General features: G+C 61.6%; 23 protein-coding genes. 9 read left to right on the top strand and 14 right to left on the bottom strand.

Annotated features, from left to right (window positions below; all coding sequences use genetic code 11):
* Positions 1–34: 34 nt before the first annotated feature.
* Both MUU54_RS04015 and MUU54_RS04010 read left to right on the top strand, forming a co-directional pair.
* Positions 35–1,003, top strand: a complete 969-nt coding sequence (locus MUU54_RS04015) for a methyltetrahydrofolate cobalamin methyltransferase (protein WP_247242760.1) — start codon at positions 35–37, stop codon at positions 1,001–1,003.
* Positions 1,004–1,023: 20 nt separating this feature from the next.
* Positions 1,024–3,051 carry an ASKHA domain-containing protein gene (locus MUU54_RS04010; protein ID WP_376742049.1) on the top strand — a complete coding sequence of 676 codons (2,028 nt, stop codon included), beginning with the start codon at positions 1,024–1,026 and terminating at the stop codon, positions 3,049–3,051.
* Here the strand turns inward: MUU54_RS04010 and MUU54_RS04005 are convergent, their stop codons facing one another.
* Positions 3,052–3,990, bottom strand: coding sequence for a LysR family transcriptional regulator (locus tag MUU54_RS04005; protein ID WP_376742048.1), 939 nt, complete (start codon positions 3,988–3,990; stop codon positions 3,052–3,054).
* A gap of 558 nt (positions 3,991–4,548) precedes the next feature.
* Here MUU54_RS04005 and MUU54_RS04000 point away from each other — a divergent pair.
* Positions 4,549–5,577: a GlxA family transcriptional regulator gene (locus MUU54_RS04000; protein WP_247242757.1), complete on the top strand. Its 1,029-nt coding sequence runs from the start codon at positions 4,549–4,551 to the stop codon at positions 5,575–5,577.
* 19 nt (positions 5,578–5,596) lie between these two features.
* Here MUU54_RS04000 and MUU54_RS03995 read toward each other — a convergent pair whose 3' ends face one another.
* The 3 genes from MUU54_RS03995 to MUU54_RS03985 all read right to left on the bottom strand — a co-directional run bounded on the left by MUU54_RS03995 (position 5,597) and on the right by MUU54_RS03985 (position 11,710).
* The gene (locus MUU54_RS03995; RefSeq protein WP_247242756.1) at positions 5,597–6,433 is read right to left on the bottom strand and encodes a response regulator; all 837 of its coding nucleotides are present in this window, start codon (positions 6,431–6,433) and stop codon (positions 5,597–5,599) included.
* 151 nt (positions 6,434–6,584) lie between these two features.
* The gene (locus MUU54_RS03990) at positions 6,585–9,098 is read right to left on the bottom strand and encodes a GcvT family protein (RefSeq protein ID WP_247242755.1); all 2,514 of its coding nucleotides are present in this window, start codon (positions 9,096–9,098) and stop codon (positions 6,585–6,587) included.
* 134 nt (positions 9,099–9,232) lie between these two features.
* Positions 9,233–11,710, bottom strand: a complete 2,478-nt coding sequence (locus tag MUU54_RS03985; protein WP_247242754.1) for a mechanosensitive ion channel family protein — start codon at positions 11,708–11,710, stop codon at positions 9,233–9,235.
* A 138-nt stretch (positions 11,711–11,848) separates the two neighbouring features.
* Here MUU54_RS03985 and MUU54_RS03980 point away from each other — a divergent pair, with 138 nt between their 5' ends.
* Complete coding sequence (locus MUU54_RS03980; protein ID WP_247242753.1) at positions 11,849–12,100, top strand: GlsB/YeaQ/YmgE family stress response membrane protein; 252 nt, start codon at positions 11,849–11,851, stop codon at positions 12,098–12,100.
* Positions 12,101–12,116: 16 nt separating this feature from the next.
* Here MUU54_RS03980 and MUU54_RS03975 read toward each other — a convergent pair whose 3' ends face one another.
* The 3 genes from MUU54_RS03975 to MUU54_RS03965 all read right to left on the bottom strand — a co-directional run bounded on the left by MUU54_RS03975 (position 12,117) and on the right by MUU54_RS03965 (position 13,615).
* Positions 12,117–12,665 carry a DUF924 family protein gene (locus tag MUU54_RS03975; RefSeq protein ID WP_247242752.1) on the bottom strand — a complete coding sequence of 183 codons (549 nt, stop codon included), beginning with the start codon at positions 12,663–12,665 and terminating at the stop codon, positions 12,117–12,119.
* 11 nt (positions 12,666–12,676) lie between these two features.
* The gene (locus tag MUU54_RS03970) at positions 12,677–13,168 is read right to left on the bottom strand and encodes a heme-degrading domain-containing protein (RefSeq protein WP_247242751.1); all 492 of its coding nucleotides are present in this window, start codon (positions 13,166–13,168) and stop codon (positions 12,677–12,679) included.
* 78 nt (positions 13,169–13,246) lie between these two features.
* A complete protein-coding gene (locus tag MUU54_RS03965) occupies positions 13,247–13,615 on the bottom strand; it encodes a response regulator (RefSeq protein WP_247242750.1) in 369 nt (122 codons plus the stop codon).
* 250 nt (positions 13,616–13,865) lie between these two features.
* Here MUU54_RS03965 and MUU54_RS03960 point away from each other — a divergent pair, with 250 nt between their 5' ends.
* The 3 genes from MUU54_RS03960 (at position 13,866) to MUU54_RS03950 (ending at position 16,731) form a co-directional block, all read left to right on the top strand.
* Positions 13,866–14,504: a TerC family protein gene (locus MUU54_RS03960; RefSeq protein WP_247242749.1), complete on the top strand. Its 639-nt coding sequence runs from the start codon at positions 13,866–13,868 to the stop codon at positions 14,502–14,504.
* Positions 14,505–14,770: 266 nt separating this feature from the next.
* Positions 14,771–15,247 (top strand): cupin domain-containing protein, encoded by a 477-nt coding sequence (locus tag MUU54_RS03955; protein ID WP_247242748.1) that lies wholly within the window; start codon positions 14,771–14,773, stop codon positions 15,245–15,247.
* 98 nt (positions 15,248–15,345) lie between these two features.
* Positions 15,346–16,731 (top strand): APC family permease, encoded by a 1,386-nt coding sequence (locus MUU54_RS03950; protein WP_247242747.1) that lies wholly within the window; start codon positions 15,346–15,348, stop codon positions 16,729–16,731.
* Here MUU54_RS03950 and MUU54_RS03945 read toward each other — a convergent pair.
* The 4 genes from MUU54_RS03945 to MUU54_RS03930 form a co-directional block, all read right to left on the bottom strand.
* The gene (locus tag MUU54_RS03945; RefSeq protein ID WP_247242746.1) at positions 16,728–17,426 is read right to left on the bottom strand and encodes an HAD-IA family hydrolase; all 699 of its coding nucleotides are present in this window, start codon (positions 17,424–17,426) and stop codon (positions 16,728–16,730) included. The two genes, MUU54_RS03950 and MUU54_RS03945, sit on opposite strands and share 4 nt — an antisense overlap.
* 47 nt (positions 17,427–17,473) lie before the next feature.
* Complete coding sequence (locus MUU54_RS03940) at positions 17,474–18,385, bottom strand: methylenetetrahydrofolate reductase (protein WP_247242745.1); 912 nt, start codon at positions 18,383–18,385, stop codon at positions 17,474–17,476.
* Between the two features lie 103 nt (positions 18,386–18,488).
* Positions 18,489–19,901: a vanillate/3-O-methylgallate O-demethylase gene (gene ligM, locus MUU54_RS03935; RefSeq protein ID WP_247242744.1), complete on the bottom strand. Its 1,413-nt coding sequence runs from the start codon at positions 19,899–19,901 to the stop codon at positions 18,489–18,491.
* 132 nt (positions 19,902–20,033) lie between these two features.
* Positions 20,034–20,768, bottom strand: a complete 735-nt coding sequence (locus MUU54_RS03930; protein WP_247242743.1) for a GntR family transcriptional regulator — start codon at positions 20,766–20,768, stop codon at positions 20,034–20,036.
* Positions 20,769–20,967: 199 nt separating this feature from the next.
* On the opposite strand from MUU54_RS03930, the gene MUU54_RS03925 reads away from it, so the two are divergent.
* Positions 20,968–22,149, top strand: a complete 1,182-nt coding sequence (locus tag MUU54_RS03925) for an MFS transporter (protein WP_247242742.1) — start codon at positions 20,968–20,970, stop codon at positions 22,147–22,149.
* A gap of 752 nt (positions 22,150–22,901) precedes the next feature.
* Here the strand turns inward: MUU54_RS03925 and MUU54_RS03920 are convergent.
* Together MUU54_RS03920 and MUU54_RS03915 are read right to left on the bottom strand one after the other, a co-directional pair.
* Positions 22,902–23,138, bottom strand: a complete 237-nt coding sequence (locus tag MUU54_RS03920; RefSeq protein WP_247242741.1) for a hypothetical protein — start codon at positions 23,136–23,138, stop codon at positions 22,902–22,904.
* Positions 23,139–23,141: 3 nt separating this feature from the next.
* Positions 23,142–23,402, bottom strand: a complete 261-nt coding sequence (locus tag MUU54_RS03915) for a hypothetical protein (protein ID WP_247242740.1) — start codon at positions 23,400–23,402, stop codon at positions 23,142–23,144.
* 943 nt (positions 23,403–24,345) lie between these two features.
* Between MUU54_RS03915 and MUU54_RS03910 the strand changes: the two genes are divergently transcribed.
* The gene (locus MUU54_RS03910; RefSeq protein WP_247242739.1) at positions 24,346–24,606 is read left to right on the top strand and encodes a hypothetical protein; all 261 of its coding nucleotides are present in this window, start codon (positions 24,346–24,348) and stop codon (positions 24,604–24,606) included.
* 111 nt (positions 24,607–24,717) lie between these two features.
* Here MUU54_RS03910 and MUU54_RS03905 read toward each other — a convergent pair whose 3' ends face one another.
* Positions 24,718–25,176 (bottom strand): DUF995 domain-containing protein, encoded by a 459-nt coding sequence (locus MUU54_RS03905; protein WP_247242738.1) that lies wholly within the window; start codon positions 25,174–25,176, stop codon positions 24,718–24,720.
* Positions 25,177–25,328: the final 152 nt, after the last annotated feature.

The raw sequence follows: 25,328 nt of genomic DNA, 5'->3' as shown, positions 1-25,328 counted from the left end.
CATAGCACCGCCGAGCAAGGCACTGGAGAACCGCATGACCCGCACCATCGTCGCATCCGCCACCCGCGAAGTCGTGATCGGCTTCGATCAGCCCTTCTGCGTCATCGGCGAGCGCATCAATCCGACCGGACGCAAGAAGCTCGCGGCAGAGATGATCGAGGGCAATTTCGACACCGTGATCAAGGATGCGCTGGAACAGGTGGCAGCGGGCGCCACGATGCTTGACGTCAATGCCGGGGTCACCGCCGTCAACCCTAACGAGACCGAGCCGCCGCTCCTCGTTCAGACGCTGGAAATCGTCCAGGGTCTGGTCGACGTTCCTTTGTCGATCGACAGCTCGGTAACGGCCGCCATCGAAGCGGCCCTGAAGGTTGCTAAGGGTCGTCCGCTGGTGAACTCCGTGACGGGCGAAGAGGAAAAGCTCGAGGCCATCTTGCCACTTTGCAAGAAGTACGATGTGCCGGTTGTCGCAATCTCCAACGACGAGACAGGCATCAGTCAGGATCCGGACGTGCGCTTCGCCGTGGCAAAGAAGATCGTGGAGCGTGCCGCCGACTACGGAATCAAGCCGCACGACATCGTGGTCGACCCGCTGGTGATGCCGATCGGCGCCATGGGTACGGCCGGGCTGCAGGTTTTTGCGCTCCTGCGGCGGCTGCGCGAGGAGTTGAAGGTCAACACGACCTGCGGCCTTTCCAACATCTCCTTCGGCCTGCCGCATCGCCATGGCATCAATGCCGGCTTCATCCCAATGGTGATTGGCGCTGGCATGACGAGCGCGATCATGAACCCCTGCCGCCCGCAGGAGATGGAGGCCGTGCGCGCGGCTAACGTGCTGAACGGCACCGACGAGAACTGCTACAACTGGATCAAGACCTACCGCGACTACAAGCCTGCCGAGGGCGGCGCTGCTGGAGCCCCTGCCCCAGCTGCAGCGGCAGCCGGCGGTGGACGCCGCGGCGGCCGTGCGGCACGCGTCGGTGCAGGTGCGGTGACGGAGTGAATTGAGGCATCATGACCGAAATGTCCGAAAGGGACGCCCTCGTCCTCTTCATGCCGTCCGGTAAACGGGGACGCTTTGCAGTCGGCACCAGCGTGCTGGAGGCCGCACGCTCTCTCGGCGTCTACGTCGAAAGCGTCTGCGGCGGGCGCGCGACCTGCGGACGCTGCCAGATCGAGGTGCAGCAGGGCAACTTCGCCAAGCACAAAATCACCTCGTCGCTCAACCACATCTCTCCGGTTGGTCCCAAGGAGCAGCGGTACGCCGAGGTCCGGACGATCCCCGAAGGCCGTCGGCTCTCCTGCTCGGCACAGATCCTCGGCGACCTCGTCATCGACGTGCCGCAGGACACGGTCGTCAACGCGCAGGTGATCCGCAAGGCCGCGACTGACCGGCTGTTCGATCGCAACCCCGCAATCCAGCTCTGCTATGTAGAAGTGGACGAGCCGGACATGCACAAGCCGCTCGGCGACCTCGATCGGCTGAACCTGATGTTGGAGAAGGACTGGGGCTGGACCGACATTCTGGTCGCCCAGCATCTGATGCCGGACGTCCAGCAGACCCTGCGCAGGGGCAACTGGGGCGTTACCGCCGCAATCCATCGCGATCTGGAAGGCGCCCGCCCCAACCTGATCGCGCTCTGGCCCGGCCTCCACAACGAGGCCTACGGGATCGCCTGCGATATCGGTTCGACAACGATCGCCATGCATCTCGTGTCGCTGCTTTCCGGACGCGTCATCGCATCCTCCGGCACATCGAACCCCCAGATCCGCTTCGGCGAGGACCTGATGAGCCGGGTGTCCTACGTGATGATGAACCCGGACGGCCGCGAGGCGATGACGAAGGCGGTACGCCAGGCGATCAACGAGCTGACGGTGAAGGTCTGCGCCGAGGCCAACGTTGACCCGAACAACATCCTCGACGCCGTCTTCGTCGCCAATCCGATCATGCACCACCTCTTCCTCGGGATCGATCCGACAGAGCTTGGACAGGCACCGTTTGCGCTCGCGGTCTCCGGCGCCGTCCACACCTGGTCGCGCGAGATCGCCCTTGCGATCAACCGCGGCGCCCGCGTCTACCTCCTCCCCTGCATTGCCGGGCATGTCGGTGCCGACGCGGCCGGCGCGACCCTTTCGGAAGGTCCGCACCGGCAGGACCGGATGATGTTGCTGGTCGACGTCGGAACCAATGCCGAGATCATCCTCGGCAACAAGGATCGCGTGGTGGCCGCGTCGTCGCCGACTGGTCCCGCCTTCGAGGGCGCCGAGATCTCGTCCGGTCAGCGCGCGGCCCCCGGCGCGATCGAGCGTGTGCGGATCGACCCGCAGACGCTGGAGCCGAAGTTTCGCGTCATCGGTGTCGACAAGTGGTCCGACGAGGACGGATTTGCCGAACAGGCCGAAAAGGTCGGCATCACCGGCATCTGCGGCTCCGCCATCATCGAGGTGGTCGCGGAAATGTATCTCTGCGGGATCATTTCGGAAGACGGCGTCGTGGATGGTGCGATGGCTGCGCGAAGCGAGCGTATCCTCGAGAATGGCCGTACCTTCTCCTATCTGCTGCATGACGGGGCGCAGCGGATCACGGTGACGCAGAACGACGTCCGGGCGATCCAGCTCGCGAAGGCAGCACTTTATGCCGGGGTCAAGCTGCTGATGGAGAAGCAGGGGATCGACACCGTCGACAGCATCCGCTTCGCCGGCGCCTTCGGCTCTTTCATCGATCCCAAGTACGCTATGGTCCTGGGGCTCATCCCGGATTGTGACCTGGCGGAGGTGAAGGCGGTCGGCAATGCTGCGGGAACCGGCGGGTTGATGGCATTGCTGAACCGCGACTATCGCCGCGAGATCGAGCAAACGGTGAGAAAGATCGAGAAGATAGAGACGGCGCTTGAACCAAGATTTCAGGAGCTCTTCGTGCACGCGATGGCGCTTCCAAACAAGGTCGACAGCTTCCCGAACCTAGCATCTGTGGTCACGCTGCCGGACCGCAAGGTGCTTGACGAGGCCGGTGAGGCCGGCGGGCGAAGGCGCCGCCGCTCCCGCGGCTGATCAGGCGGCTGCGCGCGTCATTTGACCATAGAAATCGCGGATGCTGTCGGCAACCGCCTTGCCCGGGACCGAAAGCTGCGGCGTCGTCAGCAGCCGTACATCGAAGCTGAAGAGCTCTGGCAGGTTCTCCTGCGGGCCAAGGACAACCATCTCGTCGGTCACATAGGAGCGCGGGAATGGCGCAATGGCCAGATCGGACAGCACCGCTGCCCGCTGTGCCATGGAATGAGCACTGGCATAGGCGACGCGGTAGGGTCGCTTCTGCTTTTCCAGCTGGCTGATGGCATCCTGACGCCAGACGCAGCCCTCCTCCCAGACGGAGATCGGCAGCGGATCCCGCAGATGGGCATTGCCGCACTTCGCGCCCGCCCAGACCAGCTTTTCCGTGTGGATCACCTCGCCGAAATTGGGAAAGGAGCGCGGATTGCAATTGAACAGCGCGAGGTCGAGGCGCTGCTCCTCAATTCGCTTGCGCAAGGCCGAGCTCATGTCGACGGTGACGTCGACCATGATGCTCGGGAAGGTCTCCGCAAAGTCTTTCAGGATGCGCGGAAGAAGGCGTTCGGCGATGTCGTCGGGCGCACCCAACCGGACGATCCCGGCAAGGTCGGGCATGACAAAGCGAGAGACAGCCTCATTGGATAGCGCAATCATCCGCCGCGCATAGGAAAGCAGCATCTCGCCATGCTGTGTCAGACTCACCGACCGGGCGTCGCGCAGGAAAAGTGTCGTCTTCAGCTGCTCTTCCAGCTTCTTGATCTGCATCGAGACAGCCGATGGCGTACGCAGGACGACCTCGGCGGCGTTGGAAAAATTCCCGGTCTCCGCAATGGCGACGAACGTGCGCAGGACGTCGTTGTCCAACAACGGCAGCGGCGGGCGAAATGGTGTAGGCATGGCCACCTCAATCAATAAATCTGATATTAAACACCATATCATTTCGTTTGATTGAACGTCAATCCAGGGAGAGAATGCAACCATGGAAGCGGCACCCGAGATGATGCGCCACAAAAAGTCATGAGAAGCATCATCTTCATCATGTTGTTTGATGCGTAACCCGTGTCACTCTCCATTGAAAATGAAGGAGAAACACCATGGCATTGTCCTCAACAACAGCACGGCTTACAGGCTCTCGCATCCGCGGCCTGACGCGCCCCCTGACACGCTTTGCCCTGCACGTGCAGGCGGAATGGCGTCATCGTCGGACCGAAAGAATGCTGGAATCGCTACCGGCGGAAATCCGCAAGGATATCGGCTGGCCGGCTGCAGACACCCCTCGGTCCCAAGACAATCCTCTTCACTGAGGTCAAGCTCCGTGCGCGCCGCCACGGTGCGGACGGAGCTGTTCAGAAATGCTCCTCGGCTACGGATCCATCGTCATCTGTTTGTCGCAAAAATAGTTCTTCGCACCCTTTGGGCCCCCTTCTCCGCTGCGAAATTTCATGTCAGTGTCGCAAATAAAGGGGTTGGCCATGGCGAGAGTTGAGGAGCCGAGGCATGAATGTGAGCAGCACGCACCAGCCGGTTAAACGGACCCTCGTCTTCTTTCTTGTGCCGGAATTCACCATGCTGCCCTTCACGGCAGCGGTGGAAACTTTGAGGATCGCCAATCGGATGCTGGGCTACCGGGCCTATGACTGGCGGCTCTGTTCCTCCGACGGACAGAAGGTCGCATCCTCCGCCGGAATTTCGGTGGAGGTCGATACCTCGGTCGCAGATGAGCGCAAGAACCTCGGCGGCGAGAACCGGCCCAACATGGTGCTCGTCTGTTCAGGGATCGCCGTCGATCAGTACAGCAACAAGACGGTCAACGCCTGGCTGCGCGAGACCTATAACCGCAATGTCGCGGTCGGCAGCCTTTGTACCGGCGCCCACGTCCTTGCCCAAGCCGGACTCTTAAACGGCAAGCGCTGCGCCATCCATTGGGAAAACCTGCCTGGCTTCTCGGAGGCATATCCCCAGGCGGAGGTCTATGCGGATCTCTACGAGGTGGACGGCAACATCTATACCTGCGCCGGGGGTACCGCATCGCTTGACATGATGCTCAACCTGATCGGACAGGATTTCGGCGAAAACCTCGTCAACCGGGTCTGCGAGCAACAACTGACGGATCGCGTGCGCAGTCCGCATGATCGCCAGCGTTTGCCGCTGAGGGCGCGCCTCGGCGTGCAGAACGGCAAGGTGTTGTCGATCATCGAGCTCATGGAGAACAATCTCTCCGAGCCGCTCTCCCTCGTTGAGATTGCCGAGGATGCCGGGCTGTCAAGACGGCAGATCGAGCGGCTCTTCCGGCAGGAAATGGGGCGCTCCCCAGCCCGCTATTATCTTGAAATCCGGCTTGACCGCGCGCGCCATCTTTTGGTGCAGTCGTCGATGCCGGTGGTCGAGGTGGCCGTCGCCTGCGGCTTCGTCTCGGCCTCGCACTTCTCCAAGTGTTACCGCGAAGTATACAACCGCTCGCCGCAGCAGGAGCGCGCCGAACGGAAGCTCACCGTTGCAAGCTCGAAAATGGCTATCGCAGCCTAAAGCGCGACGCCCTGCAAGCTCACGCTGCAGCCGGCTTGCGATCCCCTTGCATCGACCGGATCTGGATGAGGGTGTCGAGGTTCTGGTTGACGCGGCAGTAGAACTCCTCGTCGATGAACGGGCGCAGCATGAAGTCGTTTCCGCCGGCCTTCAGGAAGCGCGCCGACAGAAGGCGGTTGGACGACGATGAAACGCCGATGATGCGCAGCTCATGTGATCCGCGCACGGAGCGGATGCGGCGCGTCAGTTCGAAACCGTCGATGTCAGGCATGTTGTAGTCGGTGACCACCAGGCCGAGGTCCGGGTTCTTCTTCAGAATCTCAAGCGCCTTTGCACCGCTTTCGGCGGCACTGACGCGGAAGTTGAAGCGCTTCAGGCGGCTCGTCAGAAGCGCGCGCGCCGTCGGGCTATCGTCGACGATCAGCACATGGTGACGATGGTTGGTGAGGAAGCGAGCGACGGATTCGGCCAGCATGTCGACCGCAAAGACGTTGTCCTTCAGGATGTAGTCGACGATATCCTTGGCCAGGAGCTGGTCGCGGATGCCTTCATGGAAGGTGCCGGTGAAGACTATTGTCGGAATGCTGAGATCGATCAGGTACTCTAGCGCCTCGCCGTTCTCGGCTCCCGGCAAGTTGATATTGGAAATGGCGAGCGTCACCGGTTCCGCTGAACGGTCGTAGGCAAGCTGCAGCTCCTCGAAGTTGCGGCAGATCTCAACCTCGATGCCGAACAGCTCCTTCAGGCGTGCTCCGATCATTGAGGTGAAGACGTTGGAATCCTCGGCCAGCAGAATGCGTGCGTCGGCGAGCGATTGCCCGGAATACTGCATTCCGGAAATGCCAAGGAAAGTCATGATACCCCTTCGGTCGGTTGCTGTCCCCCGCTGGCACAACTAGCAGACCGAGATTTGCAGAAGCGTTAATCGAGCCTCTAACTCATTCGCAATTAAGACAAAGGCGCCCGGAAAGCCGCCTTCGCAGTAAACGTCTAGTTACCCTGGAGGGTTACGCCCGAAGCACCGCATTGTCAGGGTCGAAGGGGCTCTCCGGCACCACCGTTGCAGAAAAGAGCTTGCCGAGGATCTTGATCTTCAGCCGGGTGCCGACAGCCGCGTGATCCGGCTTCACCATGGCAAGCGCCACGGATTGGCCGATCCGCCACCCATAGCCGCCGCTCGTCGCCCGACCGACAAGCTCGCCCGCTCCGTTATAGATCGCTTCGGACCCGCGGGCATCCACATCCTCATTGCCTTCGACGATCAACGTCACGAAATTCCATTTCAGGCCCCGGTCCTTGTATGCGAGCAAGGCATCGTGGCCGACGAACTGCTTCTCAGGCCGGATGAAGCGGTCGAGAGCGGACTCGTAGGCATTGTATTCGATCGAGAGTTCGCGACCCATGTTGCGGTAGGACTTCTCGACCGACATTGCGCCCATTGCGCGAATGCCGAATGGCTTGATGCCGAGCTCGGCGCCGGCTTCCATCAACCGGTCGAAGATATAGGCCTGCATCTCGATCGGATGGTGCAACTCCCAGCCGAGCTCGCCCACGAAGTTGACGCGCAGCGCATGCGCGGTTGCGAGCCCGACCGAGATCTGCTTGGCCGTGAGCCAGGGAAAGTCCTTGTTCTCCAGGCTGGTGCGGGTCAATTTCTTCAGCACGTCGCGCGACTTTGGACCCGCGAGCACCAGCACGCCATACTTCTGAGTGATCGGCTGCAGGACGACGGAACCATCCTTCGGCGCGAGCCGCCAGAGTAGGTCGTGATCGTGCGCCTCGAGGCCACCGGCAGAGACCATGTAGAACCGGCCCTGCGCCCACTCGTATATGGTGAATTCCGCCCGCACGCCGCCGGCGGGCGTCAGAATATGGGCCAGCGCGATGCGGCCGCGCTTCTTTGGGATGGCATTGGCGAAGATTGAGTCAAGCCACTCGCGTGCGCCGGGTCCGGACACCTCCATCTTGGCGAACGGCGACATGTCGAGCACGCCAACATTCTCGTGGACGTTCTTGACCTCGTTGCCGACATGCTCCCAGTAGTTGGAGCGGCGGAAGGACCACTTCTCCACCACGCGGCCATCTTCAAGGGGTGCTGCATAGTTGTGGTTTGTGATGACGTCGGCGCCGACGCCCTTCTCGCTCTCCGGCAGCTCGTAGCCGGCCGGCGCGAACCAGTTGGCCCGCTCCCAGCCATAGACGGCGCCGAAGACACCGCCGAGCTTCTTCAGGCGGTCATAGATGGGCGTCGTCTTCAGCGGGCGTGCAGCCGCGCGCTCCTCGTCCGGATAATGCATGGTAAAGACATTGGCATAGGCCTCCTCGTTTTTGGCGATGAGGTAGCCTTCCGTCGCATAGGGGCCGAAGCGGCGCGGGTCGACGCCCATCAGGTCGACCGTCGGCTCGCCATCGACGACCCATTCGGCAAGCTGCCATCCGGCGCCGCCAGCGGCAGTGATGCCGAACGAATGCCCCTCGTTCAGCCAGAAGTTCTTCAGGCCCGGCGCCGGTCCCACGATTGGATTGCCGTCCGGCGTATAGGCGATGGCGCCATTGTAGACCTTCTTGATACCGACCTCGCCAAAGGCCGGAACACGGACAATTGCTGCCTCGATATGCGGCATCAGCCGGTCGAGATCCTCCTGGAAGAGCTCGTATTCGCTGTCGTCCGACGGACCGTCGACGTAGCAAACAGGTGCGCCCACCTCATACGGGCCAAGGATCAGGCCGCCTGCCTCCTCGCGCATGTACCAGGCGCTGTCGGACTCGCGTAAGACCCCCATCTCCGGCAGCCCTTGCCTGCGGCGCTCCTGGATGGCGGGATGGGCCTCGGTCACGATGTACTGGTGCTCGACGGGGATGACCGGAACGTTTATGCCGACCATCTGGCCGGTCTTGCGGGCGAAGTTGCCGGTGCAGGAGATGACGTGCTCCGCGGTGATCTCGCCCTTGTCTGTGGTGATCTTCCACAGCCCGTCCGCCTGTTGCGCGATCGCGGTGACCGTGGTGTTGCGGTAGATGGTGGCGCCGCGGTCGCGCGCCCCCTTGGCCAATGCCTGGGTCAGGTCCGCCGGCTGGATATACCCATCGTCCGGATGCTGGATGGCGCCGAGCAGTCCTTCGGTGTCGCAAAGCGGCCAGACTTCCTTCACCTGCTCCGGCGTCAGGACGTTCACCTTCACGCCGATCGTTTCGGCAATGCCGGCGTAATACATGTACTCGTCCCAGCGGTCCTTCGTGCGGGCGAGCCGGATGTTGGAGACCTTGGAGAAGCCGACATTCATGCCGGTCTCCTGCTGCAGTTCCTCGTAGAAACGGACGGAATACTTGTGCAGCTGGCCAACCGAATAGGACAGGTTGAAGAGCGGCAAGAGCCCGGCTGCGTGCCAGGTGGAGCCTGACGTCAGTTCCTTGCGCTCGATGAGAACACTGTCGCTCCAGCCCTTCCTGGCCAGATGATAGAGCGTCGAAACGCCCACCACGCCGCCCCCGATCACCACGGCTCGCGCATCTGTCTTCATCGAAAGGAACCCCTCGCATTGGCCGCGCAATCAAGACGGCGCTGATCTCGAACCCGGACTATGCAGGTCCGGTCACAGGACCAAACGCCTGATTACGACATGTGAAAAGCTTGGCCGCGACGGCTCTCGTATGGTCAGACGTCGCCGCCCTCCTCAACGACATCCGCCGGCTCGGGTGCCTGCTTTTTCTCCTCGCGGCCCGGTCGCGGCAGGATCATGATGTCCTGGCGAGCATAGGGGATCTCGATCCCTTCATGCTCGAAGCGCTTGAGGATCTCGATGCGCACCTCGGCGCGGATGCGGATGCCGTCGGAATAGTCCGCCAGGCAGAAGCGCAGTTCGAAATCGAGCGAGGATGCGCCGAAGGCGAGGAAGTCCACGTGCGGCTCCGGATTGCGCAGCGCTTCCGGTCGCGCATTGGCAATCTCCAGCAGGATCGCAATCACCTTTTCCGGGTCCGTGCCGTAGGCGACAGATACGGGAATCTCTGACCGCTGCACCTTGTTGCGGTGGGTCCAGTTGCCGACCGGCGCGTTGATGAGGTCGGAGTTCGGCACGACGATCGACTGCTTGCGGAACGTCTCGATCTCGGTTGCGCGCACGGAGATCCGCTTGACGATGCCTTCTGTGGTACCGGTAACCACGTGGTCGCCAACCTTGAACGGTCGCTCGACCAGCAGGATCAATCCGGACACGAAGTTGGAAACGATATTCTGCAGGCCGAAACCGATCCCAACCGAGAGCGCGGAGGCGACCAGGGCGAGGCTTGAAAGATCGATGCCTGCCGCGGATACGCCGACGATCACCGCCAGGCCAATGCCGAGATAGCCGATGCCGGTCTTCACTGAGTTGCGAACGCCGGCATCCACCTGGCTGCGCGCCATCACATTGCCGTCAACCCATTTCTGGACCCAGCGTGTGACGACATAGCCTGCAGCAAACAGCAGGATTCCGCCGACGATGCCGACCAGGGAGATGGTGATGTTGCCGATCGTGATCTCGGTGAAGAAGCGATAGAACCACGACTCGATATCGGCGATCTGGAAGCCCCAGGTGAGCAGGATCAGCGGCACCCCGATCATCAAAGCGAATGCGTAGATCGCAAGCCCGGCTACGAGACCGATCTGGTCGAGCGTCACCTCGCCCCAGCCTCTGCGCTCACCGAGCCGTTGTCCAAGCACCGTTCGGCCGAACACTCCTTGCCGCGAAACGGCCTTGCCCGTGAGCAGGCCGACATAGATGGTCACCAGCACTGCACCCGTCAGCACGATCTGGGTCGCAACGAAGCGGGCAAACCCGACATAGCCGGCGATGACGGCGAAGATCAGCAGGCCGCCCATCAGTCGCAGCAGAAGCGGCAGGAAACGCGGCCAAGGCTTGCCAGGCTCCGTCGGATCGCCATCGGTCGGCATGACCGGGCGCATGAAGGACAGCGCGAGAAGGATAAGGCCGATGATCGTCGAGGCGATGACGCTCTTGGTGATCGTCAGGACGAGCGGCGAGTTCAGCGTTTCGCTGATCGTTCCAAGGAAGTAGTCGAGACCGTTCACCACCGCCATAAGGATAACGGCCCAGCCGATCAGGCGCGCGCCACGGTCGGTCAGTCTTACCAGACGCCAGTCTGGCTCGTCAGGCGCCAGAACCGCATGCGTCAGCCGCGAGACGAAATAGACGAACCAGATGAAACCGAACAGGGAAGCCATGATAGGCGCCACGTCGGGGCGCAGGACGCTGAAGCCATCGAGAAACAGGTGGGACGCGAACAGGAAGGCCGCAAGCGACATCGTGCTGACGACCGTCGACCAGAAGGCAACCGTCAGGCGCTTGAGATAGGAAGGCCGGCCCTCGTCGTTGTTCCGGCGTATGAAGCGACCAAAAACGCGGTAGCCTGCAGACAGGATGACGAGGCCGGCCACTAGCGACAGCGCGATCGCGCCGAACAGCGAGGGCGCCTTGAAGCGGAGTGCAAAACTCAGCCAGCTGCCAATGGCATTGCCGAGCCTTTGCACCTCGACGATAACCGCATCACCTGCCTCGGCGAAGAGATTGAGCGAGAGCTCCGTATGTCGGAACAGCGTCTGGGCAAACAGATCGCGGCGGATGGTGGTGATGTGGTTTGCAACACGGTCCGCAGCACCGGACAACGTCTGCGCATCCTCGACGATCGCATTGATCTCCGCCCGCTCATTCAGGAGCCGGTTGCGCTCTTCGCTGACAAGGGCCGGCTCCGGCGGTTGCCCGTTCTGCGGCGGCTCGCCAAGCACATCCAGGCGACCCTGGATCTGCTGGACGCGCGTCCCAAGCGCGTCCGATGCCGCCCGCATCTCGCCGATGATCTCTTCCGCCGAAACCCGAAGCTCCGCCAGGCGCGCATCGTCGCGCATGTCCTGCTGTATCGCCTGGCCAAAACGGTCCAGTTCCTCGCGGATGGAGTCGAGCTTCTGGCGCATCTCGGTGTTGATCGAATCCAACGTGACGTCACCGCCGGCATCCTGTGCAGCCGCTTGAGGGATGAGCGAAGACGTCCAGTCGGCAGCAGCCCCTCCCGCAAGCAGGAAAAGCAACAAGAGCGTACGCATCAGGAGAGATTGAAGCAAAGAAGAGGCGGCCATTCCGGATCCCGTTTCAGAAGAATCGCAGCAGACGCTAGTTCCAGTTCGAGACGAAAGGAAGATGAAGCAACGCGACGCGCGTGGAACTTGGAACATTCTGCGGCGTTACCATGCGCAACCACCACAGGAGGGTAAGGCATGGAAGACGCAGGTATCGGCTGGATCGCAGCCATCATCATCGGCGGTATCGCCGGCTGGCTCGCCGAGCAGTTCATGAAGAGCAACATGGGCATCCTCATGAACATCCTGCTCGGCATTGTTGGCGCCATCATCGCCAACGCGTTGCTGGGCCTGATCGGCATCAGCCTCGGCGGCTGGATCGGCTACCTGATCGCAGGCTTTATTGGCGCCTGCATTCTCATTGCGATCGGCCGAATGATCAGACGCTGATCAAGAACAGACTGGATCAGAAACCGGCGCCGGGCTTCGACAGATAGTCGAGTTCGGCGTCAGTCGATTGGCGACCGAGAAGTGCATTTCGGTGAGGGAAGCGGCCAAATTCCTGGATAACCGCCAGGTGCCGCTCTGCGTAATCGAGGTACTCGCTGTCGCCCAACCGCTTGAACAGTTCCACGCACCGCTGCTGGTCGCGAAGATCTTCGGAGTGCTCATACGGCAAATAGATGAAGGCTCGATGGTCAACCGCCACGCCCTCGTCAGCGCCAGCCTCGATAGCAAGCCGCGCCTCCCGCAGGGCCATCCAGTCGGTCGCAAACGCAAGCGGCGTGCCCCGGTAGATGTTCCGGGGAAACTGGTCGAGCACAATGATGGCAGCAAGGCGGCCATCCGGCGTCTCCCGCCATTCCTCTACGCCGCCCCGCGCCAGGGCAAGATGCGTCTCGCGAAATCGACGATCGATCTCCGCGTCCACCTCATCCGATTTCTCGAACCACTGCTTGCGGCTCAAGCGGCCAAACCAGAAATCCAGAATTTCCTGCCACGTCTCGATTGCCATTCCATCCCTCCTCAGCTGAGCTTCAGGCTGTCGTGATCCTTGCCCAGCATGCGGCAGAGCGCCTCGACCACCATGTTGTGGTCCTCCCGCTGCGGCAGACCGGACACCGTCACCGCACCAATGCACCCCGTGCCCGTCACGAAGATCGGGAAGCTGCCGCCATGGGTGGCGAAGTCGGCGTGCGGCAGGCCGAACTTCTCCTCCATGGTGGTGTTCTGCTGCGAAAGCTTTAGGCCCATGCCGTAGCTTGCCTGGAAGAACCTCAGCGTCACGGCGCGCTTGCGCCGAACCCAGGCCGCGTTGTCGGCGGTCGTCCCCGGCAGCGCGCAATAGAAGGCGGGCATCGCATGCAAATGAACATCGACAACGACGGATGCCTGGCGCCCGATCGCCATCTCGCGAAGCACGGCGCCGAGCTCCCAGGCTGTCGCCGGATCGAACTCATCGAAGCGAAGCGTCTGCTCCTGCTGTGAAATCCGCGCCAGGTCTTGTTCGATAGTCATGCTAGCTCCTCTCATCTGCGGCAGCATTCATGACCAGGAGGAGCCAGAAGTAAAGGCGCCACGAGCGCGGTCGGTTGCTTATGCCTGCAGCAGAGAGTGGATTGCCGAGAGTACCATGTCGTGCTGGTAGGGCTTCGGCAGGAAGTGAGTTCTTGCCGGGAGCAGCATCGGGTCGAGACGAACGACACCGGAAGTGATGATGATGCCAATGTGTGGCCTCAGGGCCCGCACGCGCTGCGCCAGTTGAATGCCGTCCATGGAGCCCGCCATATTCACGTCGGTGAAGACGACGTTGACATCGGAGCGGTTGCGCAGAAGAACCATGGCCTCGTCTGCATTGGCGGCCTCCAACACCACATGCCCTACCTCTTCCAGGGCATCCAAGGTCGTGAAGCGTATAATCGGCTCATCCTCGACAATGAGGACAACAGCCTTCTGAACTGACATGTCAAACTCCATGATCTGCCGATGCTGCAGGAACGTCCGGAAGTCCTGGAGGCCAGGGACGTTGCTTCGGCAACACATTGGCGCGGCATATAGGCGACGGCGGCGAACTTCGCCAGCCTCAAGCGTTCAGCACGATCACCGGAACCATGTTGCTGCTGCTGAAGTTTTCGCTTGCCATGTCAATGGAAATGCCTTTCTGAGGCTCGCATTTGTCAGACAACCTGCGATTCCGCGAGGTCACAGCTCAATCATGGAAATTTTCACGGCGGCCGGGCTGGCTGCACTTTTGCAGGTCGTTGCTATCGATCTTGTGCTTGCCGGTGACAATGCAATCGTCATCGGCCTCGCGGCAGCAGGCCTGCCGGCTCAGCAGCGCAACAAGGCGATTCTCGTCGGCATCATCGCCGCAACCGTTCTTCGTATCGGCTTCGCGACCGCGACCGCCTACCTCCTCGGGATCGTCGGCCTGCAGTTGCTGGGCGGGCTCCTGCTGTCCTGGGTCTGCTGGAAGATGTGGACCGAACTACGCTCGGCCGAACACGCGGCAGAAAATGCAACGACGCAAGAGCAGGCCGAAGAACTGAACGTCCGTCAGAAGACCTTTGCACAGGCGGCCATTCAGATCGTAATCGCCGACGTTTCCATGTCGCTCGATAACGTACTGGCCGTGGCGGGTGCAGCGCAGGAGCACACGACGGTCCTGATCGTCGGGCTGGTGCTCTCGATTGCGCTCATGGGTCTTGCGGCCAACTTCGTCGCCAAGCTTCTGCACCGGCACCGCTGGATCGCCTATGTCGGCCTCGCCGTCATCGTCTACGTTGCTGTTCGCATGCTCTACGAAGGCGGCCACGAAGTCTTGCCCTATGTTCAGGCCTGGATTAACGGCTGACCGGAAAAAGCGACCCTGCCCTTGCAGCCCGCCCGGTTCTGCCGCGGCGGGCTTCTCTGTATCAGACATGTCTACGAGCGGCGCAGCGTCGAATTGGTACATCCGCAAAGCTCTCGCTTACCACTGCTTGCTTTTCGTCCCGGTCGATGTTGAACTCCTCTAGGAGTGTGCATTAGCTCGCTCAGCCGGTCTTGCCGGTCAGGGGCTCGCGGACCCACTGCTCGCTAAGAGCTAGTGAGCCCCGACATCGATATGAGGAGGAGGCCATGACGGATCACGACCATGGACATGACGCGAACCACTGGCGCGAGCATGGCGTGAAGGTGATCCCTGGCAACTCCTTTGACCCCAACACGGCCCAGACGACCGGCATGAATCGCGCCACCGCCATCAACAAGGCGCGCGCAGGTGCGGAAAAGATCTGGGCAGGCACCGTCACGATCCACGCCAATGCAAAGACCGGTGCGCACCATCACGGCGAACTTGAAAGCATTATCTATGTGCTGAAGGGCCAGGCGCGGATGCGCTGGGGCGACAAGCTGGAATATGTCGCCGAGGCCGGCCCCGGCGACTTCATCTACGTCCCACCGTTCGTGCCGCACCAGGAGATTAATGCCAGCCGCGAGGAGACCCTGGAATGCGTTCTGTTCCGTTCCGGCCAGGAGCCGGTCGTCGTCAATCTTGATATCGAACCTGTCGAGAAGCCCGAGGATGTGCCTTGGACGGATCCGATCCATCAATGACCAGAATATCGCCCCCGCAACTGCCTGAATGGAAATCCCTTCTCTTAGTCGGGACCTGCTCTAGCTGATAAAGAAGAAGCAGCTGGAGACAAGCAGCAATGGCGATCGCCCAGCAGGAAGACAGCAAGAACAAAACGCAGCTGAAGAGGGTCATGGGTCCGGGCCTCCTGCTGCTGTTCATAATCGGTGACGTGCTGGGGACCGGCATCTATGCCCTGACAGGCGAGGTCGCCGCTGAGGTCGGCGGCGTTGTCTGGCTGCCGTTTCTGATCGCCTTCGTCGTCGCCATCCTCACCGCTTGTAGCTATCTGGAGCTGGTCACGAAATACCCGAAGGCCGCCGGTGCCGCGCTCTACACGCACAAGGCCTTCGGCATCCACTTCGTGACCTTCCTCGTCGCCTTCGCCGTGATGTCGTCGGGCATAACATCGGCAGCCACGGCCTCACGCGCCTTCGCCGCGAACTTCGCCACCTCCTTCGGCTTCGAGAGCGGCGCCTGGGGCGTGCCGCTGATCGCTTCGCTCTTCATCGCGCTGGTCGCCCTCGTGAACCTTCGCGGCGTGAGCGAGAGCGTGAAGATGAACGTCGTGCTGACGTTGGTCGAGCTTTCGGGCCTGCTGATCATCATCGCGATCGGCGCATGGGCGATCGCGCGTGGCCAGGGAGACGTGTCGCGCGCCTGGAGTTTTGAGGCACCTGGCGAGCGCGGCATGGTATGGGGCGTGATCGCCGCTACCACGCTTGCCTTCTTTGCGATGGTCGGTTTTGAAGACTCGGTCAACATGGCCGAGGAGACGAAGGATCCCTCACGGATGTTTCCAAAGGTACTGCTGACCGGCCTCGGCATCACCGGGGCGATCTACGTCCTCGTCTCCATCTCGGCCATCACGCTGGTACCGGCCGCCGAACTCGGCGAAGGCGAAACGCCGCTGCTGAAGGTCGTGCAGGCGGGCGCACCGGCTTTCCCGGTCAGCATCTTCGGCATCATCACCATGTTCGCTGTCGCAAACTCCGCGTTGATCAACATGCTGATGGCAAGCCGCCTGATCTACGGTATGAGCCGCGAGACTGTGCTGCCGTCGATCTTCGGCCATGTGCATGGGGAGCGGCGGACGCCCGACGTCGCCATCATCTTCACTACCATCCTCGCCGTGGCACTGATCCTGTTCGCTGGCGGCGTACCCGAGTTGGGCGGCACGACGTCGCTCCTGCTGCTGTGCGTCTTCACGGTCGTCAACATCGCCGTCCTTGTTTTGCGTCGAGACCAGGTGTCGCATAAGCACTTCCGCACGCCGACCCCCCTGCCCGTCCTCGGCGCAATTTGCTGTGCCTTTCTCGCCGGGCCGTGGACGGGACGCGATCCGATCCAGTACGCGATTGGCGCCAGCCTGATCGGGTTGGGGGTAGTCCTCTGGTTGGCGACGGTGACGTTCATGAAGCGCTCGGGCAAGGAAGCCGCCCAATCGCCAACGGAAACGGACTAGCGCGGCACGATCGAGAGCCGGCGGTCCTGACCGACCTTGACCGTGACGTCGGCATAGTCGCGGATGCGGGGGTGCCGGGTTTCCATCAGGTGCCGATGCGTCGCCGTGATCACGACAACGTCCGACCCCGCGACCTCTCCGGCCGTGACTCCTGCCATGACGTCTTCAAAAACAAGAGCCTCAGACGGGCGAACGCCGACCCGTTCGGCGCCGAGCAGGTAGCATTGCGGATCCGGTTTGCCGACCTTCACGTCCTCGGCCGTGACCATCAGGCGCGGCTGCGGCAGCCCTGCCGCCTGCAACCGTGCCCGTGCCAGTTCGATGGGCGAGGAGGTAACGATCGCCCACTGCTCACAAGGCAGGGAGGCCAGGAAATCCGCTGCGCCGTCCAGCGCGACCACGCCTTCCACATCCTCGATCTCACCGCGCAGGATTTCTTCGGCTTCCGCCGCCGGATCGATCCCCGGCAGGTTGAGCCCGGTGATCGTGTCAATGCCGCGCTTGCCGTGCATGGTCGGGAGGAAGGTCTCCAGGTCCAGTCCGTGACGCGTGGCCCAGCGCCCCCAGACCCGCTCTGCGGCTGCCATGGAATTGAGGATGGTCCCGTCCATATCGAACAGGAAACCCGAATAGCTCCGGGTAAAATCGGGATGTGAGGAGGACAAGGCGGCTCCGATCGCATGATGTGACCGCATTCGATTATCGGTTCGGTGGCGAGACGGCAACCAGTACGCAGTCAAAGCTATCGCTGATCGCACCGTGCCTCGTCCGGCAGTCGGGAAAGCCACTGGGCACTTGCCTGGATGCCGCCGAGCGGGAAGACGTGGATCTGCTCGATCAAGCTCTCGGGACGCTTTGCCTTGTAGGCCGCGATATCGGCCAGGAAATCCGTCGGCTCATAGGGCACCAGCAGCTTGCGGAAATCGAGCGCCCGCTTCTGCAACACGCTGAGCGAGGGCCCGACCCCGCACGCCACAGCAAACTTGATGAGCGTCTGGAGCTTCGTCGGACCCGCAACCCCTACATGGATCGGCAACCGGATCCCAACGGCTTCCAACCGCTCCGCCCAGGTGATCACGGGTACTGCATCGAAGGCAAACTGGGTCACGATCGCCATCTGCGCATCCGTGCGTTCGGAAAATCTCTGCTTCCACTGCAGCGCATCGTCCACGCGCAGCGTTCCGCCCTCAATGTCGATGTCCTTATTGCCTTCAGGATGCCCGGCCACATGCAACCGCGTGAAGCCAAGCCGGTCGAAGATCCCCGTCTCCAGCATCGCCATGGAGCTGTCGAGCTCTCCCGACGGCTGCGCCACGCCGCCACCGAGCAGCAGGGCCTGTGTGACCCCCGCCTCTTCACGGTATCGACGAACCCAACTCTCCAATGTGTCGCGATCGGGAATGATGCGGGCCGGCAGGTGCGGCATGGGGGCAAAGCCCTCATCCGTCAGCCGCCTGGCTGCCGCCACCATGTCGTCGATCAGAGTCCCGTTGATGTGGGCGATATAGACCCGCGTGCCCGGGCGCAACAGGCCACGGAAATCGCCGATCTTGGCCGCCGTTCGCGGCATCACCTCGATCGAACCACACGCCAACAATGCATTTGCCGTCGACGGTTCGGCGGAAACGTCGTCCTTGCGCGGAAAGCCTGTCATTCCCATGGCCTCACCCTTAGCGAATCGACCTGAGCCGCCGCCTCCTTTGCCTCGTCAACGATGGGAGTGGCGGACGTGTTGCCGCGTCCGCCGGAAAATTGGCTTAGCTCGCCCGCTTCGTGCGCCAGCTTTCCGCGTAATTCTCGCGAGCCTCACGAGCGTAAGGCGTCGGTGACACGCGAACGCGGATCTCCGCCTGCTTGTGACGCTCCGTCGACGTCTTGCCGGTGCCGCCGTTCGGCTCACCCCAGATCATCGTCAACACGTCGCCTTCCTGCACATCGGCATCGACTACGCCCAGCGACAGCATGCAGCGCTCGTTGTAGCTGTAGCCGTTGAACATCGACATGCCGACCATCTTGCCGTCATGTATCACCATGTCGGCGCTCGTGGACGCATAGTTCGGCTGCGGGAAGTCGATCCACTTGTAGTGGTCCTCGCCCGGCTGGAACGCAGAGGCGACCACCTTCACCACATCCTCGGCATTCCACTCGAAGGTGACCTTCTTGCGGTTCCTGCCGTCCTTCATCTTCTCCAGCGCAGACTTGCCGATGAAGTCGGACTTCCAGCCGATATAGAAGCCGTAGCCGAGCTCAAACGGATTGACGTAATAGTCTTCGATGTTGCTGGAAACGAAGCTGCCGCCGATCGCACCCGTCGCCTCGTAGCTGTCGGCGCCGAGCCAGTCACGGTAGTCTTTCATCATGCCGTCGCCGGTGTAGATACCTGGCAGCGGCGACGGGATCCAGCCGGATTCCAGGGTGTTCGTGGAATAGGCGCGGCTACCGACCTGATGAAGATCGACGCCGGCGTCCCTGGCAGACTGCAGGATGACGCCGCGGACGTATTCGAGATCCGCATACGGCCCCCAGATCTCCAGCCCCGGAGCACCGGCCATGCCGTGGCGCAGCGCCTGAACGCGCTTGGAACCGACATTGATCCAGTCGACATGGAAGAACTTGATGTCCGGCACCGGCGCGCCGTTCATCTTCTCGAAGATCTTCGGGGCGTCCGGCCCCTGGATCTGGAAGCGGTAATGGGTGCGGTAGACGGCCTTGCCATCCGGACGCGAGGGCGAACGCGGATCACGGTGGATGCGCACGTTCCACTTGCCGATCGCCTGCTGGAACTGCACCCAGTTTGCCATGGGCGCGCGCCCGACAAGGATGAACTTGTCCTCGCGCTCCCGGAAGATGATCATGTCGCCGATGACATGACCCGCAGGCATCACCGGGACATAGTGCTTGGCGCGGTTGAGATCGAAGTTCGCAAAGCTGTTGATGCCGACATGCTCGAGGAACTCAGCGGCCTGTGGACCTTCGACGATCACTTCGTCCATGTGGTGCGACTGGTCGAACAGAACCGCCGACTCGCGCCAGGCGCGCTGCTCGTCGCGCCAGTTGGTGAATTCCGGCGCGACCACCGGATAGACATACATGCCGATCTTGGAGTTGCGCAGCATCTCGACGACGTTGCCGCTCGCGTTGATGGCGTCAGACAAGCTGGATTTCGTCACGGTCTCTCCTCCCTGAGATAATGTGTCGATGTATACATCAACGCACTTGGGAGGAAACTTCAAGAGGAGATTCCACCTGTCCGACCGGACGCCCGCTGCCTCCGTGTACGCAACGAGGTCACCCCCGACGCCTCAGCTGTTGAGGAGGGCGAGCCCCGGCACCTGCTCGATCAGATCCGGGTTCTCCAGGATCACATATTCGAGGTTGCGCCTGGCAATGCGCGCGTGCTCCCGCGCGATGAACTCGGCCCGCGTCCCTTCGCGCGACGAGATAGCCGCTACCAGCGCCCGATGCTGCTCCTGTGCGACCTGCAGGGACTGGCGGAAGACGTCGATGTTCGTGCGGCCCGACAGGAAGGCTGAGGGTGAGGCGAACGGAAGCCGCGTCGCCCGCTCGATCTCCCGCTGCAGGACTGCACTGCCGGAAAGGGCGGTAAGAAGCGTGTGAAATTGGGCGTTTAGATCCGAATAGGCTTCGAAATCCACATCCCTCGGTGCGCTTCCGAAGCATGCGTCGAGCTGGGCAAGAACGTCCTGAACCTCCTGGAGCGCGTCCGCTGGGGCTCCACGTTCCGCGGCCAGCCGCACGGCCGTGCCTTCGAGCACGCCCCGCAGTTCGATCGCATCGAGCACATCGGCGAAGGTGAAGCTGCGAACGACGAACCCACCGTTTGCCAGCCGGTCGAGTAGCCCCTCTTCCGCCAGGCGCGACATCGCTTCACGGATTGGCGTGCGGGAGATCTGCAGCGTTTCGGCAAGCGCCACCTCGAAGAGCCGCGTGCCCCCTGGAAAATCTCCGTTCAGGATGCGCTTGCGCAACTCCATAAGCGCCGCCAGCGTGTGCGTTGTTCTGCCGGTCTCCTCCACTGCCTGTCCTCCTCACCCTTTGTCTTTTTACCGAGCCTAGCCTGGCCGCTCGTTTTTCGGCAAGCAAAATACACGAGGAGTGTATACATTCGACGTCAATGCCCTTGGCCTCGTGGCTTGGCCGACGTACCAATCGGAGCGCCGTACGAGTGGGACACGTGTCTCTCAAGCGGCGCGATAAAGGCCATGGGAGCTGATAATGGAAACATGCTGGAGCAGGGTGCTAATTGCCGTCATGGGCGGTGCCGCCGCGGCCCTTCACGTCGGGAAGGTCCCGCCTGCCCTGCCGCTGCTGCACGAGGAACTGGGGCTGGATCTCGTCTCAGCCGGCTGGCTGATGGGGCTGGTGAGCCTCATGGGCAGTCTGCTCGGCCTTGTGGTCGGGCGCATGGCCGATCAGCTGACCCATCGCTGCGCCATGCTGCTCGCCCTGTCACTGCTGTTCGTGGGCAGCGCCCTGGGTGCCTCTTCGGTCGGGCCTTGGCAGCTGTTTGCGAGCCGCATCGTCGAAAGTTTCGGCCTTATCCTGACGGTCGTAGCCGCGCCTGCTCTTATCACCTCAGCCACTGCACCCAATGATCGGGGGCTCGCATTCGCCGCCTGGGCTGGCTGGTTGCCGGTGGGTGTCGGCGCCATGATGCTGGCCTCGCCCCTCCTCCTTCCGACCTTCGGCTGGCGCGCCGCCTGGATAGCCGCAGCACTTGCCACGTCTGTGCCCCTGGTCGCACTGCTGGCGGCGTCTTCCGATGGCCGCAGCGGTGGCACTGCATCCGCAACAATCGTCGAGGGCGCCACGCTGACCGCTCGACTGCCGACCTCCTGGCTACTGGCTGGAATGTTCCTGCTCTACAGCGCAAGCTTCATGTCCGTGTTCGGCTTTCTGCCGACCATGCTGATCGAAGACATGGGGCTTACACTCGCGAGAGCCTCGCTGCTGACAGCCTTCGCTGTAATCGCAAACGTCCCCGGCAACCTTCTCGGCGGCGTCCTGATCCGCCGAGGGACGCCGCGATGGTGCCTGATCGTCGCCGCCTTCTCGCTGCTGACGCTTTGCGCCTTCGTCGTCTTCAGCCCGGTACTGCCGCTTCTCCTGCGTTATCCTGCAGCCATTCTCTACGCGGCCGCAGGCGGGCTCCTGCCGGCAGCGATCATGAGCGCTTTGCCGGATTACGCGGCGCGCCGAGACCTGGTCAGCACGATCAGCGGCTTCGTCATGCAAGGGACGAACATCGGTCAGTTCCTCGGCCCGCTGCTCCTGGCGACGATCGTCTCCCGCTTCGGATGGACCACTGCTCCCGCCTACGTTGCCGCGACCGGACTTCTCGGTGTTATCTTGGCCATGACATTCCGGCACTTCGAACGCTGCGCTCTCACGACATAAAGTGCGGCATTCCATAGCACGCACGCGAGGTGCTCGAGCGCCTTCCTCACGCCGGCTGAAGAATTGCTTCCCTGTGAAAATACTTGGAATAGGCATGCACCTTAGCCGCCGTGTTGGAGCAGCCGTCGAACTCCACGCCAATCCGGCAATTCCGAAACCAGCGGAACTTAACCTCAACGGTGCACAAGCCGTCACATCTCAGAGTGACGGTTCTGCCAACGATCCCATGAAAGTAACCCTGCGGATCGACTGCAGCGCCCCTGGGAGACAGATCCCGGATCACGCCGCCTGTATCCGTACCCATATAGGCCACGAGCACCGCCGCGCGCGTCGGCTTCGGACTGCCCTCCTCGGCTTCTTTGCGCCCGCATGCTGTCCCATGTGCTCCGCTGGTAGTCCATACTTACAGTTCCTCACGCTGTTCGTATGGAAGACGATTCGGCACATGAAATATTCCTTGGCACCGTCACGGAATTCTTGACCCTTGAGAGCTGCCCGACGACTGCCAGGCGAGTGTTGCCGATGGCGCGCTCCAACTAATCTCGGCGACACTGTTGCTTGCCGCAGCGGTCGCATCCTCTTTCGGTCCGCTGGCGGATGCTGCTCAATGCCGCTGACGATCTCACGATGCCTCAGTTGTAGCTCGGCAGCGTCGTCGGCGGTTCATACTGAGACTTGTCCGTAGTGGAGCATCCGGCAAGGGTGGCGAGAATCAGGATGATGACGAGTCTGTTCATAGTGTTTCCTCGAATTTACTCGGCTGTTTTCGTGTTGATGCGGATGTCGGTGTTGAGACTGAAAGGCCGCGCTTTCTGACCAGCGAAGCTGCGTATGTACCAAGTCAGGGCCGCATCACTTCCATCGGCCGTGACCATGTCCAGGTCCGGGGCCACGCCCATGTCCAGGTCCGTGCCCATTTCCGTGTCCGGGACCGTGTCCATTGCCGTTTCCAAGGCCGTGCTCATGTCCCGGGCCGCGCCCGTGCTCATCTGCTAAGCCCTTTCCTTGGCCATTGCTGCCAACCTTCCTCTACCTCCACCGTTGCCGCGATCGGCGTTGCTGCCCGAACCGTTGCCGTTGGCGTGTTCGCTTCCGGCGGCGCCATTGCCATTGCCGTTGCTGTTACCAGGCTGACCACCAGCTTCTCTTGAGCGGTTGTCGCCGCCTTCGCTGCTTTCGCCGCTCACGCCATTCGACCCTGCATCACCGACGGCACCTGCGACGCTCTGATCGGCAAAAGACCCCAGTCCCATGCCTGCACCCACTGGTGCGGTCTGACCGACGGCCGGCACCGAAGCCTAAGGTGTGGGGGAATTTGTGCGGATTGATTCCTTATCAAATTTTAGATCCCGCCCTCACCTTCTTGGCGCCAGATCGGCTCTATCCCCCGACCTATATCCGCCGGCGGATGAAAGCTCGGCGTCTTCCTTGGCACTTACGTCAATCCATTCAACGCTGGACGACTGGTTGCGGAGAGGTTGAACCGATACCAGGATGAAGCCGATCTTTAGGCACGCGATTCAGTCAGTGCGCCATGTCGGTCTCTGACTGTTTTTTCAGCATTGCCTGGAACAGTCGTACATTAGGAGAGTTCTACGACCGGAAACGCAGAGACGATCCCCCGCTTGGCCCCCCGCCCGGTCCCCCGCCCCTCGATCAGACCGTCTTTGCGTTTCCCCTTCCCCCTTTTAGCGATCTTCTCAGCAGCCCCTTCGCCTCGCGTATGCTACTGTTTCAGCAACTGAGGGAGGTAGCTGTCATGACTTCATCCGATGCGGAAAAAGAAGGGCCCTTCGTGTCGCTTAACCAGCAGAACCACACGGCGTCGATTGTTTTTCGCGGACACTTCTTCATCAGGGAAGCCGAACCTCGCTATAGAGTGGTTCGGCTTCTTTGCTTTAGGGCGACAGACCGCGGCGCCAGCAAACCTCCTCTACCGACACATCGGATCTGCCACACCCGCGTTCGATCGATCCGTCTTCAACATCCCATCTGATTCACCCCCCTGAGTTCGCCGCGATCGGTTACCGCCAGCGGTTGCCATCTGGCGTTGAAGTCCATGTCCGTGGGCTGCAAGGAGGTGCTGCATGACAAAGAAGACCATCACGTTATCCGCCCTCACCCTCGTCTGCCTCACGACAGCTGGCTGCGTCAGCTAAGGAGGATCTTATGTAGCCTACGATTCAGGCCCTCGCTATGACCGCATGGACCGCAGCGACTGGGACCGTGACCGCCACGATCGAGGTCGCCGCGACCGATATCGAGTTCGAGATTACGATGACCGCCGAAGTGGTGATGATCGACGCGACGGCTGGCGCGACAGGGACGGCCGGCGGCACTGGGATGGTGACCGGAATCGCGATCGTCGCTCCCGGTACGAGAACGTCCGTGACGGCCGATGGATCATCCGTGACGGTCGCCGGGTCTGGGTTCCTGAGCGCCGCTGACATCAGGTGAACCAGTAGGTGGCGGCGATACTCGCCCTACCTGCCTCGCGAACGCAGTTGTCCACCTGGAACCCGCACGGGACGGCTCTCGTAAGCTCGGAGCGCGTGCAGAGGTAATGCCTCAACTCCCTTCAAGAGCGGCGAAGTCCTTGGACACATTATCCCCCTCGGAGAGTCGTGACGGTTCATCGTCTCGATAGGCATCATCCTTGCCATCGTCGCCTGACCAACGCATGAAATACCGGCCACCCGACTGGTACCAGGAGTAGCAATCCTTGATTGCCTTCCTCTTGCCTTTGGCGACATCAATCGGATTGATAGTCATGCACATCTGATTTCCGCTGACGGTCCATTGCCCTTCGCCATAAGCCTTCTTGTCTTTTCGAACGAGCTTCGCCGTCCCCTCCGGATCGAAATAGACACGGACACTCTTCCAATCGGCGGACTTGCCCGCATACATCGCCTTAACTTCGTCGGACGGTAGTTCTGACGCTCCCTTCGGGAGCGAGGCCGCGATGGTTTGACCAGCAAAGATGCCAGCAATCGCGAAGCTTATAGCAGATGCAGCAGCAAATTTCATGACGTTCCCCTTTGCTGAGATGCGGCACAACCATATCCCACCGACGAAGGTGACAAAGGCCACTTTTGGTGCAAATGGAGTGCACCCCGTTTCGCCGGACATGTCGGCTAGTTTGATTTAGCCCTGATGAACTGCCGTGGGGAAGCCATCTT

It is taken from the genome of Pseudorhizobium tarimense (assembly GCF_022968135.1).
In the GTDB taxonomy this organism is placed as follows: domain Bacteria; phylum Pseudomonadota; class Alphaproteobacteria; order Rhizobiales; family Rhizobiaceae; genus Neorhizobium; species Neorhizobium tarimense.
This window is presented reverse-complemented; position numbering and strand designations above follow the sequence as displayed.

Coding starts and splice junctions, on each gene's coding strand:
- MUU54_RS03970 (WP_247242751.1), bottom strand. CDS start 13,168: ATGACTATCGAACAAGACCTGGCGCGGATTTCACAGCAGGAGCAGACG.
- MUU54_RS03995 (WP_247242756.1), bottom strand. CDS start 6,433: ATGACTTTCCTTGGCATTTCCGGAATGCAGTATTCCGGGCAATCGCTC.
- MUU54_RS03965 (WP_247242750.1), bottom strand. CDS start 13,615: ATGTCAGTTCAGAAGGCTGTTGTCCTCATTGTCGAGGATGAGCCGATT.
- MUU54_RS03910 (WP_247242739.1), top strand. CDS start 24,346: ATGACCGCATGGACCGCAGCGACTGGGACCGTGACCGCCACGATCGAG.
- MUU54_RS03920 (WP_247242741.1), bottom strand. CDS start 23,138: ATGAGCACGGGCGCGGCCCGGGACATGAGCACGGCCTTGGAAACGGCA.
- MUU54_RS03945 (WP_247242746.1), bottom strand. CDS start 17,426: ATGCGGTCACATCATGCGATCGGAGCCGCCTTGTCCTCCTCACATCCC.
- MUU54_RS03990 (WP_247242755.1), bottom strand. CDS start 9,098: ATGAAGACAGATGCGCGAGCCGTGGTGATCGGGGGCGGCGTGGTGGGC.
- MUU54_RS03940 (WP_247242745.1), bottom strand. CDS start 18,385: ATGACAGGCTTTCCGCGCAAGGACGACGTTTCCGCCGAACCGTCGACG.
- MUU54_RS03905 (WP_247242738.1), bottom strand. CDS start 25,176: ATGAAATTTGCTGCTGCATCTGCTATAAGCTTCGCGATTGCTGGCATC.
- MUU54_RS04010 (WP_376742049.1), top strand. CDS start 1,024: ATGTCCGAAAGGGACGCCCTCGTCCTCTTCATGCCGTCCGGTAAACGG.
- MUU54_RS03955 (WP_247242748.1), top strand. CDS start 14,771: ATGACGGATCACGACCATGGACATGACGCGAACCACTGGCGCGAGCAT.
- MUU54_RS04000 (WP_247242757.1), top strand. CDS start 4,549: ATGAATGTGAGCAGCACGCACCAGCCGGTTAAACGGACCCTCGTCTTC.
- MUU54_RS04005 (WP_376742048.1), bottom strand. CDS start 3,990: ATGATATGGTGTTTAATATCAGATTTATTGATTGAGGTGGCCATGCCT.
- MUU54_RS03980 (WP_247242753.1), top strand. CDS start 11,849: ATGGAAGACGCAGGTATCGGCTGGATCGCAGCCATCATCATCGGCGGT.
- MUU54_RS03985 (WP_247242754.1), bottom strand. CDS start 11,710: ATGGCCGCCTCTTCTTTGCTTCAATCTCTCCTGATGCGTACGCTCTTG.
- MUU54_RS03975 (WP_247242752.1), bottom strand. CDS start 12,665: ATGGCAATCGAGACGTGGCAGGAAATTCTGGATTTCTGGTTTGGCCGC.
- MUU54_RS03925 (WP_247242742.1), top strand. CDS start 20,968: ATGGAAACATGCTGGAGCAGGGTGCTAATTGCCGTCATGGGCGGTGCC.
- MUU54_RS03915 (WP_247242740.1), bottom strand. CDS start 23,402: ATGGGACTGGGGTCTTTTGCCGATCAGAGCGTCGCAGGTGCCGTCGGT.
- MUU54_RS03950 (WP_247242747.1), top strand. CDS start 15,346: ATGGCGATCGCCCAGCAGGAAGACAGCAAGAACAAAACGCAGCTGAAG.
- MUU54_RS04015 (WP_247242760.1), top strand. CDS start 35: ATGACCCGCACCATCGTCGCATCCGCCACCCGCGAAGTCGTGATCGGC.
- MUU54_RS03960 (WP_247242749.1), top strand. CDS start 13,866: ATGGAAATTTTCACGGCGGCCGGGCTGGCTGCACTTTTGCAGGTCGTT.